Annotated in this window: 9 protein-coding genes; 3 read left to right on the top strand and 6 right to left on the bottom strand. The window is 74.2% G+C overall.

Annotated elements, in window-relative coordinates; translation table 11 throughout:
- Nucleotides 1-65 precede the first annotated feature (65 nt).
- Both VA596_RS46680 and VA596_RS46675 read right to left on the bottom strand, forming a co-directional pair.
- Nucleotides 66-1,271 carry an FAD-dependent oxidoreductase gene (locus VA596_RS46680; protein WP_323336791.1) on the bottom strand — a complete coding sequence of 402 codons (1,206 nt, stop codon included), beginning with the start codon at nucleotides 1,269-1,271 and terminating at the stop codon, nucleotides 66-68.
- A complete protein-coding gene (locus tag VA596_RS46675) occupies nucleotides 1,268-1,711 on the bottom strand; it encodes a nitroreductase/quinone reductase family protein (protein WP_323336790.1) in 444 nt (147 codons plus the stop codon). The genes VA596_RS46680 and VA596_RS46675 overlap by 4 nt, the downstream gene beginning before the upstream one ends.
- Before the next feature lie 77 nt (nucleotides 1,712-1,788).
- Between VA596_RS46675 and VA596_RS46670 the strand changes: the two genes are divergently transcribed.
- The 3 genes from VA596_RS46670 to VA596_RS46660 all read left to right on the top strand — a co-directional run bounded on the left by VA596_RS46670 (nucleotide 1,789) and on the right by VA596_RS46660 (nucleotide 4,961).
- Nucleotides 1,789-2,256 carry a MarR family winged helix-turn-helix transcriptional regulator gene (locus VA596_RS46670; RefSeq protein WP_323336788.1) on the top strand — a complete coding sequence of 156 codons (468 nt, stop codon included), beginning with the start codon at nucleotides 1,789-1,791 and terminating at the stop codon, nucleotides 2,254-2,256.
- A gap of 9 nt (nucleotides 2,257-2,265) precedes the next feature.
- Nucleotides 2,266-3,762, top strand: a complete 1,497-nt coding sequence (locus tag VA596_RS46665; protein WP_323336786.1) for a cryptochrome/photolyase family protein — start codon at nucleotides 2,266-2,268, stop codon at nucleotides 3,760-3,762.
- A gap of 83 nt (nucleotides 3,763-3,845) precedes the next feature.
- Entirely contained in the window at nucleotides 3,846-4,961 is a 1,116-nt protein-coding gene (locus VA596_RS46660) for a DICT sensory domain-containing protein (protein ID WP_323336784.1), read from the top strand.
- A 67-nt stretch (nucleotides 4,962-5,028) separates the two neighbouring features.
- Here VA596_RS46660 and VA596_RS46655 read toward each other — a convergent pair whose 3' ends face one another.
- From VA596_RS46655 to VA596_RS46640, 4 genes are read right to left on the bottom strand one after another with little or no spacing between them, the layout of a single operon-like run.
- Nucleotides 5,029-6,474, bottom strand: a complete 1,446-nt coding sequence (locus VA596_RS46655) for an MFS transporter (protein WP_323336782.1) — start codon at nucleotides 6,472-6,474, stop codon at nucleotides 5,029-5,031.
- The gene (locus VA596_RS46650) at nucleotides 6,465-11,198 is read right to left on the bottom strand and encodes a polyketide synthase (protein WP_323336780.1); all 4,734 of its coding nucleotides are present in this window, start codon (nucleotides 11,196-11,198) and stop codon (nucleotides 6,465-6,467) included. The genes VA596_RS46655 and VA596_RS46650 overlap by 10 nt, the downstream gene beginning before the upstream one ends.
- The gene (locus tag VA596_RS46645) at nucleotides 11,195-12,883 is read right to left on the bottom strand and encodes a fatty acyl-AMP ligase (RefSeq protein ID WP_323336778.1); all 1,689 of its coding nucleotides are present in this window, start codon (nucleotides 12,881-12,883) and stop codon (nucleotides 11,195-11,197) included. Before VA596_RS46645 ends, VA596_RS46650 begins: the two co-directional genes overlap by 4 nt.
- 14 nt (nucleotides 12,884-12,897) lie before the next feature.
- Nucleotides 12,898-13,584: a DUF5642 family protein gene (locus tag VA596_RS46640; RefSeq protein WP_323336777.1), complete on the bottom strand. Its 687-nt coding sequence runs from the start codon at nucleotides 13,582-13,584 to the stop codon at nucleotides 12,898-12,900.
- Between the last annotated feature and the right edge of the window lie 148 nt (nucleotides 13,585-13,732).

Raw genomic sequence — 13,732 nt, 5'->3', positions numbered from 1 at the left:
ATCCGGATTCCCCGCCCGAAGCCTCGCCAACCGCCCGGACGTGAACCGCGTTCGTGATAGATCACCTACGACGGAAGGCGCTGAGCGAGCACCGATTCGTCGAGCGTCGGCGGGAAGGGACCGTAGGCGTTGCTCCGCGCGCCGCGGGTCCGCAGCGCCGGGATCGCGAAGAGCGTCCGGAGGAAGCCCGGCGGGGCCGCGCTCCGGCCGCGGGCCCGGGCCGCGGCGGATCGCCGTTCGACGCGGACCTGGTCGGCCTGCACCCGCTCGATCGCCCGGATCCGGTCGCCCTGGATCGCGGCGAGGTCCGGCTCTTCGCCTCGCCGCAGGGCCGGGACCAGGTGATTTGCCGCCGCGACGGCGTCCTGGACCGCCATCAGGATTCCGTTGCCGCCGACCGGGGAGATCACGTGCGCGGCGTCGCCGAGCAGCAGCAGGCCCGGCCGGTGCCACCGCTCGACGCGGGAGATGTCCACCGAGAGCAACGTTGTCTGGCTGAAGTCGGTCAACAAGTGGGCCCGGTCGGCGAGCCACGGCACACGCTCGCGCAGGAACGCGCGGATCGGTTCGACGCCCTGGTCACGGAGAGTGGCGTACGAGCCCTTCTCGATGCTGTACCCGACCTGCCAGTCGTGGACCCCGCCGAGCACGCCGACGTAAGCGTCGCGCCCGAAGTACAGGTCGAGGTCGGCGTCGCCCGGGTCGGCGGGGGAGCGCGGCAGCCGGAACCAGAGCAGGTCCGTGGTGGCGCCGAGCGGCTTCGCCGTCAGCCCGGCCAGGCGGCGGACGGTCGAGAACCGGCCGTCCGCGCCGACGACGAGGGACGCCGTCAGCTCGCCGCCCCGGTACCGGACGCCGGTGACGGTCCCGCCGTCGTCCTCCAGCAGGCCGGTGACCTTGGCGCTCGTGCGCAGGGTGAACGTCGGCAGCGCGCACGCGCGTTCGGCGAGGAAGTCCAGGAACCGGACCTGCGGCATCAGGGCGATGTAGCCGAACGGCGTCGGGAGGCGGTCGTAGTCGGCGCAGCTGTACGTCCCGGACGGGGTGTGGAAGCGGAACGAGCGCGCCTTGAAGTGGTCGAGTTCGAGGAGGTCACCGGCCAGGCCTAGGCGGTCCAGCAGCTCGAGGGTGTAGGGGTGCAGGGAGTCGCCGCGGAAGTCGCGGTCGAAGTCGGCGTGGGACTCCAGCACGGTGACCTCGACGCCGGCGCGGGCGAGCAGGTAGCCGAGCAGCAGCCCGCCGGGACCGCCGCCGGCGATGGCGACGCTCATCGCCCGTCCTTGTCGGTCAACCGGAACACTGCCATGCCCGGCAGGTGCTCGAGGATCTGCGCCGGCGTCGCGTCCTGCGCGACGGGGAATGCCTTGATCGCCCACGGCACCGACATCGCCGCCAGGTAGGTCGCGACGACCTCGGCCGCCTCCGCGCCGCCGACCTCCTCGGCGTGGCAGTCCTGACGTCCGGCCGCCGAGAGCAGCGCGCACTCCGGCGTCCGCACGAGGTTGGCGACCCAGTCGCGGTCGCGGACGGGGGAGACGAGGTAGTGCCGGTCCGAGCGGGCGACCACGGCGAGGGGGACCTGGCGCGGCGAGCCGGTGCTGCGGCCGCGCGTCTCGACCACGCGCAGCGCGTACCCACCTTCGGGTGGCGTCTCGGCGGGGGCGTCACTCAGCTTCGCCGCCATTTCGGCGTTCATCGCACGGATGTCCACGGACCTGCCTCTCGTCGGGGTCGCTAGACAATCTAGCAAAATTAGCTAGATTTTCTAGCGACCTCTAGGATGGCCGGGTGGAAGACAGCTCCGTCGCGCTGCGGGTGAACCTCGCCCTGCGGGAACTCCTGGCGCTCGCGCACGACGTGCAGCAGGCGCTGGCCCGGCGGCTCGGGCTCGGCCCGACCGACGTGCAGGCCCTGCAGCACCTGGCGGGCGGCGGGCCGATGGGCACCGTCGACCTCGCGCACGCGCTGAAGATCCGCTCGGCGTCGGCCACCGTGCTCGTCGACCGGCTCGAAGCGGCCGGGCACGTCCGCCGCGGCGCGCACCCGAGCGACCGGCGCCGGATCACGCTCACCGTCACCGAGCCGGCCCGCGCCGAGGTCCGGGCCGCGCTGGCCCCGCTCGTCGACGCGATCACCCGGCTCACCGAAGGCCTCGAGCCGGACCACGCCGAGAGCGTCGCGCGTTTTCTGGGCGCCACCACGGAAATCCTGCGGAGCTACGCGGCCGGACCTGCGGAACCGGCGGGTCCGCGTTAGGTTCGCCGCATGTCAGGACCAACGGCCCTGTGGCTGTTCGCCGACCAGCTCGGCCCGCACTTCCACGGCACGCCGGAGCACCGCGACCGGGACGTGCTGCTGATCCGCTCGGCCGCGGCGTTCGCCGGGAAGCCGTTCCACCGGCAGAAGCTGCACCTGGTGCAGGCCGCGCTGTACCGGCTGGCCGAGGACCTCGGCGACCGCGTGACCCTGCTCGACGCCCCGGACTACCGGACCGGGTTGCGCCGCTTCGGCCGCCCGGTGGTGGTGCACGAGCCGAACTCCCACGCCGCGGACGCGTTCGTCCGGCGGCTGCGCGAGGAAGGCGTCGTCGAAGAGATCCTGCCGACACCGGGTTTCGTACGGTCCAAAGAGGACTTCGCGGAGTGGGCGTCCGGGCGGACGCGGTTCGTGATGGAGGACTTCTACCGCGACCAGCGCAGCCGGTTCGAGGTCCTCCTGGAACCGGACGGCTCACCCGCGGGCGGGCACTGGAACTACGACCGCGACAACCGCGAACCGCCGCCGAAGACCACCCGCCTCGACGTCCCTGCGCCGTGGCACCCGCGGGAGAACCCGATCGACGAACGCGTCCGCGCCGAGCTGGACCAGGCGGAACGCGACGGCGTGCTCCACCCGGTCGGCGTCGACGGCCCGCGCCGGTTCGCGGTGGGCCGCGACGAGGCCCAGCGGGCGCTGCACCGGTTCCTCGACCACCGCCTGTCCGCGTTCGGGCCGCACCAGGACGCGATGCTGACCCACGACTGGGCGATGGCGCACGCTCTGTTGTCCGTTCCGCTGAACCTCGGGCTCCTGGACCCCCTGGACGTCGTGCGCCAGGCCGAACAGCGATGGCGGGACGGGACGGCCGCGCTCGAGAGCGTCGAAGGTTTCGTCCGGCAGGTGCTCGGCTGGCGTGAGTGGGTGTGGCACCTGTACTGGCACCTGGGCCCGGACTACCTGCGCCGCAACGCGTTGCAGGCGCGGCGGAAGCTGCCGGACTGGTGGTGGGAGCTCGACGCGGACGCCGTCGAAGCCGCCTGCCTGCGGACCGCGCTGGCCGGCGTCCGGGACCGCGGATACGCCCACCACATCGAACGGCTGATGGTGCTGGGCAACCACGCGCTCCAGCGCGGGTACGACCCGGCCGAGCTGAACGCGTGGTTCGCGACGGCGTTCGTCGACGGCTTCCCGTGGGTGATGCCCGCCAACGTGATCGGCATGAGCCAGTACGCCGACGGCGGGATCGTCGGGACCAAGCCGTACGCGGCCGGCGGGGCGTACGTCAACCGGATGAGCGACCACTGCGGCGGCTGCGTCTACGACCCGAAGCGGCGGACCGGCCCGCGCGCGTGCCCGTTCACCGCGGGCTACTGGGCTTTTCTCGACCGCAACGAGGAGCGGCTGCGCGGGAACCACCGGATGCGGCAGCCGCTCCAGGGCCTGCGCCGATTACGGGATCTCGACGAGGTCGTCGCCCAGGAGGCTGACCGGGACCACTTCTGAGTTCACTCCATTGTGTAGCTAGCCCGTCACGGCCGGTTCTTCTACGGTGGTTGTCTCCCTTCCCCCGGCGAGAGCGATCTCCGATGCCCGACGTGTCCTCGGCCCGCGCCGGCGTGCTGTCCAAGCGCGCCCTGGTGACCGCGTCCCACGCGGTGGAGCGCGCCGCGCTCGCCGAAGGCACCGGCGCGGACACGGTGGTGTTCGCGCTTTTCCAGCGGCTGCCCTACTTCGAGCGCGAACGCGAGGTGTACGCGCGGATCGCGCGGACGGCCGCGGTGACCGTGGTCGGCATGGTCGACTCGGGGCGCCCGGACCTGCCGCACGGCGTCACCCCGGTGCTGCTGCGCCCCGACGAGAGCATGGCGCGCGAGTGGTCGGTCGCGGTGCTGTCGCCGACGTTCGGCGCGTCCGTGGTGGCGCAGGACCTCGACGACGTCGACCCGCAGGCCGCGACGGTCGAGTCGGCGCGGCTGTTCCGCGGCCGCTGGGGACTGCGCCGCGACGAGGCGTACGCGGAGGTCGTCCGGCTGCGGGACGCGCTGGGCGACCGGCTGCCGCCCGCGGTGCGGCGCAAGGTCGGCGAGGTGCTGGCGTCGGTGGAGGCGCCGGCCGCGGTCGACGTCGAAAGCCGTGCGGAGGCCGCGCTGCGGCACGTGGCGTCGCGCTTGGAGGCGCTGTCACCGCCTGTCGCGGGGCCGGTCGACCCGGAGACCGGGCTGGCGACGCTGGCGGGCATCACGCCGTGGCTCGGCGACGCGACGGACACGGTGCCGCTCGGGCTGATCCTGGTGACGGTCGACGACCTGACCGCGGTGGAACGCCGTCACGGCAACCGGATCCGGATGCACACCGAGCAGAACATCGCCGACCTCCTGCGCGACGGCCTGCGCCCGCTGGACCGCGCGGTGCGCCTCGGCCCGGGCGAGTTCCTGGTGGCGCAGCCGGTGGTCGGCCCGGACGAGCTGACCGACCGCAGCCTCCGCCTGGAACGCCGGCTGGCGGCGCTGCACGCGACGTACCCGTTCGTCGACCTCCACCCCCGCACCACGACGATGCTGACCCGCCGCCGCCCGCTCCCGCTGCACACGCTGCGAAGCCGCCTGCGTCACGTCCCGGCGTCGACACTGTGGCCCCCAAGCCAGGGATCGCTGCCGCTCGAGCCCCGCACCCCGGCCGCCCGCGGCGGCTGGTTCCGCTGAGGAACCCCAGACCAACCGACGGCGCGGGGTCGTGAGTGGGAAACAGTGTTAGAACACTGTTTCCCACTCACGACCGGTTCCCGCGGCGGAACGTGGCGGCGATCGCGGCGAGTGCGAAGGCGCCGCATGCGACTCCCGCCGAGACCTGCAGCCCGGCCGTGCAGGCTTCGCGGGCCGACGCGAGCAGCGCCGACGCCATCGGCTCCGGTAGTCCCGTCGCCGCTACCTCGGCCTGGGCCGGACCGGCTGAAGCCAGTTGGCGTGCCGCTGGGGGGAGACCGGGTGGCACGGACAGGTGTGCCGCGTACACCACCGCCGCCAGGGAACCGAACAGGGTGGTTCCGATGCCCGCGCCCAGTTCGTAACCCGTTTTCTCCACCGCCGCCGCTCCTCCGGCCTGCGCGGCCGGGGTGGCCGACAGGAGCGTGTCCGTGCTCGACGTCAACGCCAGTGCCATCCCGAAACCCAAGCCCGCCAACGCGAAACCCAGCAGACCGACCGCGTCGAGAGCGGGAACCAGCAGGGACACGGCCGTCACCGCGAAGCCCGCCGTGCGGACGCGGGTGTTGCCGAACCGCTCCAGCAGCGCCGGGGCCACCACGCTGCCCGCCGCCGACGCCCCGAGCACCAGCAGCAGCCGCATCGCCGCCGCCGTCGGGGACAGGCCGAGCACCAGCTGCAGGTACTGCGCGAACAGCAGCCCGAGCCCGACGAGCGTGCTCATCACCAGCAGCACCCCGCCGACCGCGCCCGGCACGCCCGGCCGACGGAACAGCGCCAGGTCCAGCAACGGCGCGTCCGACCGGCGCTGACGCCACACGAACAGTCCGATGAGGACACACCCGGCCAGTACCGCCGGCACGCGGCCGAACGCGATCCCGAAGACCCCGCCTGCCGCGAGCAGCGCGCTGACGCCGTCCCACGGCCGCTGCCCCGGCGGCGTCCGCGGCAGCCACCGCAGCGCGAGCACGACGGCGGCCAGGATCACCGGCGGGTTCACCAGGAACGTCGCGCGCCAGCCCCACGCCTCGACCAGCACCGCGCCGAGGATCGGCCCGAACACCGAACCGGTGCCGGCGATCCCGCTGCACACCGCGATCGCCCTGCGACGGTCCCGTTGCTCCGGGAACAGCTCCCGCAGCAGCGACATCGTCGCCGGCATGATCATCGCCCCGCCGCAGCCGAGCACGGCGCGGGCCGCGAGCAGCGCCGGGACGTTCGGCGCGAACGCGCAGGCCAGCGACGCGACCCCGAACACCGCGTACCCGGTCACGAGCACCCGGCGCCGGCCGTAGCGGTCGCCGAGCGTGCCGAAGGGCAGCAGCAGCGGGGCGGCCGTGAGCGGGTAGATCGCCACGATCCACACCTGCGCCGACGCGCTCGGCCGCAGCTGCCGGACCAGGTCGGGCAGCGCGACGTGCAGGACCGTGGCGTCCACCGCGACCAGGAACAGCCCGGCGCCGAGCACCGCGAGCAGCGGCCACGCGCGGACCCCGTCCCGGGTCAGGGGCACAGCAGGCCGGCCAGGTGCCGCGCAACGACGTCGACGTGCGGCGGGTCGACGACCGACAGGTGGTGCGCCGCCACCGGCACGATCTCGAGGTTCGGCGCCAGCTCCGCCCAGCCCGCCGCGAGGTCGGTGCGAGAGTAGCGCGGCTCCATGGCCAGCCCGGCGGCGTACGGCTCGGTCGCCCGGTAGAGCACGACCCGGCCGTCGTAACGCGGCGGCACCGCGCGTTCCGCGGCGAGCGTGTCCAAAAAGGACTGACGCTGGTGGCGCAGCACGCCGGGGCTGAGCAGCCCGGCTTCGGCGACCCGGCGCATGGTCAGCTCGATCTGTTCCTCCTCGGGCAGCGGCGCGAGCTCGTCGTGGCCGAGGCGGACGGCCCGGCCGTAGGTGCCTTCGACGTACCCGGTGAACCGCACGAACCGCCGCGCCGACGACGCCCGCGGGTCGAGGTCCGGCTCCGGCAGCGGCAGCATGGTGTCGATGAGCGCGACGAGTTCGACATCGAGGCCCTCTTCGGCGAGCTTCGCGGCGACGCCGTAGGCCAGCGCCCCGCCGAACGACCAGCCCGCCAGCCGGTACGGCGGCCGGGTCGCGCGCACCAGCGGCAGCAGCCGTTCGACGCGCTCCTCCACGCTGGCCCCGGGCACGCGTTCGAACCCGAGGCACGGCACCGTCCCGGGCAGCCGGTCGAGCAGCGGCCGGTAGACGGTGCACGTGCTGCCGCCGGGGTGGAACAGCAGCAGCGGCTTGGCGTCTCCTGACTTGAGGACGTGGACCGGCCCGCGTTCCTCCCGGGTGTCGAGCACGGCCCGGGCAACGTCGGCGATGGCGGCCAGGGAGTCGTGCCGCAGCAGGTCGGCCACGCGGACCGGAGTGTCCAGCTCGGCCGTGAGCCCATCGGCGAGGAGCGCGGCCAGTGCTTCGGGCCGGCCGGTGCCGGACAGCCGCACGTGCGTACCGCCCGGCTCGGAGCCGGTGTGCTCGGTCCACAGCCGCAGCACGAGCCGATCGGCGGCATCCCAAGCCCGCCCGCGCGCCGGCCGCGGCGACTCGCCGGCCCGGAGCGCAAGATCCCGGTTGAGATCGGCGAGAGTGGCCCCCCGCAACACGGCCGCGGCATCGGGTTCGGCGCCCAGCTCCCGTCGCACGGTCTCCCGGATCCGGTTGGCCATCAGCGAGTCCAGCCCGAGTTCGACAAGCGGAACGTCGGCATCCAGCCGGTCCGGCCGCAGCCCCATGACGGCGGCGACGATCTCGGTGAGCCGCCCGCCCTCCCCGCTGGGTGCGGGGCTGAGCGGGATCGGCGGCGGATCTGCGGTCGCGTTCGCAGATTCCGCGCGGGGTGCGGGTCCGAGTGGGCCCGGCGTGGCTGCGGATCCCGTGTGGGTCGGAGGCTGGAGAGGGTCTGGTGCCGCGACGGTTGAAGTCTCCGCCTGGGGCGTGGGGCCGAGCGGAACCGGTGGCGAGTCTGCGGTCACGCTCGCAGACTCCGCGCGGGGTGCGGGGCCGAGCGGAACCGGTGGTCGGTCTGCTGTCACGCTCGCGGACCCTGCGCGGGGCATGGGATCGAGCAGGTCTGGCTGTGGTTCGGCGGCCGCGGACCCGGTGCGGGGCACTGGACCAAGCGAGCCGGGTCGCGGGTCACCTGCGGATTCCGTGCGGTGCACGGGATCGAGCGGGCTCGGTGGCAGGCCCGCAGACCCCGCGCGGGGCGTGGGCCCGAGGGGGCCTGGCGGTGGTTCGGCGGCCGCGGACTCTGTGCGCGCCGCAGGACCGGGCGGACCTGGTGCCGCAACGGATGAAGTCTCCTCGCGCGCCACGGCACCGGGTGGAACCAGTGGCGGCACGGCGGCTACTGCTCCGGACCCCGATCCGAAGCCGTGGTTCAGCTCGGCAGGCCCCCCGGCCGTCGAGGTGAACCAGTGCCGCTCGTGCCGCCACCGCATTGTGGGGACGTCCGCCAGCCGCGCCCCGTCGTAGGAGTCTCCTGGGGTGATCCGCGTTCCCGCGCAGTACAGCGCCGCCGCTGCCGCGCCGAATGCCCGCACCTCGTCTTGGCCGCGGCGCAAGGTCCCCGTGACCACCGCGTCGGTGATGCCTGCCGCCGCGAGGGTGCGAGCCACCGAACCCCGCAGGATCGGGTGTGGTGCGATCTCGACGAACGTGCGGTGCCCGTCCTCGGCCGCGGCCGTCACCGCCTGGCGGAACCGGACCGGGCGGCGCAGGTGCGCGGCCCAGTAGCCGGCGTCGAAGTCCGGCAGCTCGCGCGGGTCGGCCAGCACCGTGTCGTACCAGGGCACGGACGGGCGGCGGCCGCCCAGCTCCACCAGGGCCTCCCGCAGCGCGTCCACCACCGGGACGACGGCCGCCGAATGCCCCGCGACCTCCACCGGCAGCCGACGTGCGGTGCGCCCGGCCGACGAAAGCTCCGCGACCAGCCGGTCCAGCACCGCAGCGGACCCCGCCACGGTCAGCTGCCGCGGCGCGGAGTCGACGGCCAGCTCCACCCCGGGGTACGCCGCCAGCTCCTCCGGCGACAGCTCGACCGCCGCCATCCCGCCGGCCGGAACCGCGCCCAGCAACCGAGCCCGCGTCGCCACCAGGTGGACGGCCTCGTCGACGTCCAGCGCCCCGCTCACCACCGCGGCCGCCGCGGACCCGAGCGAGTGCCCGATGACCGCCGCGGGACGGACGCCGAGCGCCTCCCACTGCGCGGCCAGCGCGACCTGCGTGCCGAAGATCGCCGCCTGCGTCTGAGGCAGCGGCAGCGGATCGGACGTCGTCAGCAGCGCCCGCAGCGACTGCCCGGTGTGCTCGGTGAACCGGTCGCCGAGCTTGTCGACCTGCGCGGTGAACGCCGGTTCGACATCCAGCAGTCCCCGGCCCATCCCCGGCCACTGCGAACCGTGGCCGGAGAAGACGAACACGGGGCCGTCGGAGTCCCGCGCGGTCCCGATCGCCGCCCCCGCGGGCAGCGGGTCGGTCTCGACGGCACGCAGCAGCGACGCCAGCTCGGCGGTGTCCCCGGCGACGAACGCGGCCCGGTGCCGAGCGCCGTTGTCGCGCCTGAACAGCGTGTGCGTCACGTCGGCGAGCGAAGCGGACGACGTCTCCAGCCAGCGAGCCAGCTGCTCGGTCCGTTCGGTGAGCCGGTCGCGAGAACGCGCCGACACCAGCGCGATCCGGACGCCGCCACTCGGCGTAGGCGGAACAGGCGCGGCCTCTTCCAGCACCACGTGCGCGTTCGTCCCGCCGAACCCGAACGCCGACACCCCGGCGGTGGCACGCCCGGCGTGCCGCGGCCACGGCGTCGCCTCGGTGACGACCCGCAGCCGCAGCTCGTCGAACGGGATGTGCGGGTTGGGCGCGTCGAAGTGCAGCTGCGGCGGCAGCTCGTCGTGGGTGATCGCCAGCACGACCTTGATCAGCCCGGCGATCCCGGCCGCGGCCTCCGCGTGCGCAATGTTCGTCTTCACCGAGCCGATCAACAAGGGACGCGAAGAAGCTCGGCCCGCACCCAGTACCGCGCCCAAAGAGCGAGCCTCGATCGGGTCGCCGAGCAGGGTGCCGGTCCCGTGCGCCTCGACGTAGTCCACAGTGGACGGATCGAGCCCGGCGGCGCGGTAGGCGTCATGCAGCATCGCCTGCTGGGCCACGGGGTTGGGCGCGGCGAGACCGTTGGACCGGCCGTCCGAGTTGACCGCCGAGGAGCGGATCACCGCCAGCACCCGATCGCCGTCGACCTCGGCGTCGGCCAGCCGCTTGAGCACGACGACACCGCACCCTTCGGCGCGCGCGATGCCGTCGGCGGCGGCCGCGAACGTCTTGCAGCGGCCGTCCCCGGCGAGCAGCCCGGCGGCGGCGAAAGCCGCAGTCGGCCCGGGCAGCAGCATCAGGTTGACGCCGGCGGCCAGCGCCAGGTCGGCCTCCCCGTCGCGCAGCGCGCGCACGGCGTGGTGCACCGCGACCAGCGAGGACGAGCAGGCGGTGTCCACGGCCATGCTCGGCCCGCGCAGGTCGTACACGTAGGACAGCCGGTTGGCCGCGATGCTGCCCGCCGCACCGGTGGCCGTCCACAGGTCGACGCCGTCACCGCCCATGGTGAGGTGCCCGTAGTCGTGGGTGGCGATGCCGGTGAACACGCCCGTGCGGCTGCCGCGCAGCGACGCCGGGGCGATGCCCGCGTGTTCCAGCGCCGCCCAGGTCACCTCCAGGAGCATCCGCTGCTGCGGGTCCATCGTCGCGGCTTCGCGCGGGGTGATGCCGAAGTGCTCGGCGTCGAACCCGGCGACATCGTCGAGGAACCCGCCGACGACCGGCGCGGCGTCGGGACTCCAGCGCCCCGGCGGGGCGGTCCGGACGGCGTCCCGCCCGCTCCACAACAGGTCCCAGTACTCGTCGAGGCCGTCGGCGCCGGGCCAGCGGCAGCCGAGGCCGACGACGGCGATCGGGTCGGTGCGCCGCCGGTCCGTCGAGGGCGCGACGCCGGGCTCGTCACCGCCGGTGAGGGTGCGGACGAGGTGGTCGATGGTCGGGCTTTCCCACAGCAGGGTCGACGGCAGCCGGGTGCCGAGCAGGTCTTCGAGGTCCGCGGCGATGCCGACGGCCTGACGGGACGACAGGCCGTGGTCACCGAGCGGGCGGTCGGCTTCGATCCGGGCGCCGGTGTGCTCGGCGACGGTGTCGAGCAGCCAGCGGCGCAGCGCGTCGGGCGACGGGTTTCTCATCGCGCCAGGGCCTTTCCGTACTCGTGGGCGAGGTAGCGGTCGCGGCAGGCGCTCCGGGCGATCTTTCCGCTGGACGTCCGGGGCACGTGGCCCTGCGGCACGAGGACGACGTCCCGCAGCGCCAGGCCGTGCGCGTCGGCGACGAGCCGGCGGATCGTCGCGGCCAGGTCCCGTTCGGACTGTTCGGTCAGCTGACCGCGGTGCTCGGCGACGACGACCGCGCCCTCGGTGTCGTCGCCGAAGATCGCGAACAGCGCCACGCTGCCCGGGCGGATCCCCTGGTCGACCCCGGCGACGGTCGCCTCGACGTCCTGCGGGTAGTGGTTGCGGCCGTCGACGATGACGAGGTCCTTGATCCGGCCCGCGATGTAGAGCTGACCGTCGTAGCGGACGCCGAGGTCGCCGGTGCGCAGCCACGGCCCGTCCGGCAGCCCGCCGTGGTCGCCGGTGAGCCGGGCGCCGAAGGTTTCCGTGCTGTCGAGGGGTTTCTGCCAGTACCCGTCGCCGACGTTCGGCCCGTGGACCCAGATCTCGCCGACCGACCCGTCCGGGAGGGCGACGGCGGTCTCCGGGTCGACGAGCGCCACGTGCTGGCCCGCCGGCGCACCGCAGGCGACGAGCCGGACGCCGTCACCCGCCTCCCGCGCGAGCCCGTCACCGAGGGCGTCGCGGTCGAACGTCGTGACCTGCGGGGCAGCGTCCGGGACGGTGGTCACGAACACGGTCGCCTCGGCCAGGCCGTAGGACGGGCGGGTCTTTTCCGGCTGGTAGCCGGCCGCGGCGAACGCCGTGTGGAAGCGGTCGAGAACGTCCGGGTTGATCGGCTCGGCGCCGTTGATGATCCCGGCGACGCGGCCGAGGCGCAGGCGGGCGCGGTCGGCGTCGCGCACACGGCTCGCGCAGTAGTGGAACGCGAAGTTCGGCGCCGCGCTCCACGCGCCGGGCCGGTCGCCGAGCAGCTCCAGCCAGCGGACCGGGCGCTCGATGAAGGCCAGCGGGTCCATCAGCACCGAGCGCAGGCCCAGGACCAGCGGGGTGATCAGGCCGAGGACCAGGCCCATGTCGTGGAACAGCGGCAGCCACGAGACCGTCGTGGCCTCCCGCGGGTCGAGGCCGAGCCCCCGCACGGCCTGCCGGACGTTGGCGATCACGTTCGCGTGGGTCAGCACGACACCGGCCGGGGAGCGGGTCGAGCCGGAGGTGTACTGCAAGTACGCGACATCGTCGGGCTTCGCTTCCGGGGCGGGCCACGTCAGGGTCGCGTCGGTGCGGTCGACCGCCACGATCTCGACGCTGCCGCCGAGGAACTCCTCGACGGCGGGACGTGCGGCGGACGTCGTGACGACGGCCGCGGGCGCGCAGTCGGCGAGCACCGCGGTGAGCCGTCCGGCGTGCCCGGGGAGGCCGGGGTCGAACAGGGGGACCGCGATCGCGCCCGCGGTCAGCGCGGCGAGGAACCCGACGACGTAGTCGACGCCCTGCGGGCAGAGCACGGCCACGCGGTCGCCGGGGGAGACCGGCAGCGCGCCCGCGGCGGCGTCGACGCGCTCGGCCAGCTGCTGCCAGGTCAGGGTCTGCCGCCGCCCGTCGCGCTCGGTGCTGTAGTCGGCGAAGGTCAGCGCGGGCTCGTCGGCCTTGACGGTCGCCCAGTGTCGCAGGCACGCGGGCAAAGTGGTCGGGGACATGGGGTTCTCCTTCGCTATCGGCCCAGCCGCGGGGCCGCGTGCTGCCACGCGGCGACGGCCAGGGTGTCGAGGTCGAGGTCGGTGGCTCCGGCGTCGCGGAGCACGACCAGTACGTCGTCGGCGGCGATGGCGACGGTGCGCAGGCGCAGCCCCGGCAGCTCGGCCGGCTGGCCGGGCAGGGTCAGGACCTGTTCGTACGACAGGGTTTCCGCGTCCGGGACGGCAGGTCCCGGCCGCACGGTGATGCTCGAGACGGCGGTGCCCTGCGGGTCGTCGACGGTGATCCGGCCGCACTGGCGGGCCCGCTCCGCCCAGGCCGGGAGGTCGACCGGGCGGACGGTGCGGGCGACCAGCTCGGAGACCTGGCCGCCGGCCGCCGCCGACTGGAAGCCCTGCCCGGCGGCGGCGTCGCCGGGACGTAGCAGCCGTCCGTGGGTGACGTCGGCGCAGCCGGTCCCGTCCTCGGATCGGTCCGCAGTGGACAGTGCGGTGGCGACGTCGAAGGTGTCGCGCGGCGCGTCCGGCACCGCCGGGGGCGGCAGCAGGACGGCGGGGGAAACGGCGAGCGGGAAAGAAACCGGAGGGGACGTTTCCGGTTTTTCCGCCGTGCCGGAAATGGTGACCGCCGCGGCGGCGCTCACCAGAAGGGCGGCGGCGCGCACCGGCGGAAAACGGGACGGTCGGCGAATTCGGGCAGTCATGAACAGGCCCTTTCCGGTGGGGGTCGAACGGTTCGCGGTCCCCGCGGTGGGACGGCTTCGCCGGGGCGGGTGGCGGACGCCGGCCCGGGCGGCACAGGGCGAAGGCTACGGCAGGTAATCGGTTACCGGAAGAGTGTCAAGAAAACGT

Source organism: Amycolatopsis heterodermiae, from assembly GCF_034929455.1.
In the GTDB taxonomy this organism is placed as follows: domain Bacteria; phylum Actinomycetota; class Actinomycetes; order Mycobacteriales; family Pseudonocardiaceae; genus Amycolatopsis; species Amycolatopsis heterodermiae.
The sequence above is the reverse complement of the archived record's forward strand: the minus strand, read 5'-3'. Positions and strand labels throughout refer to the sequence as shown.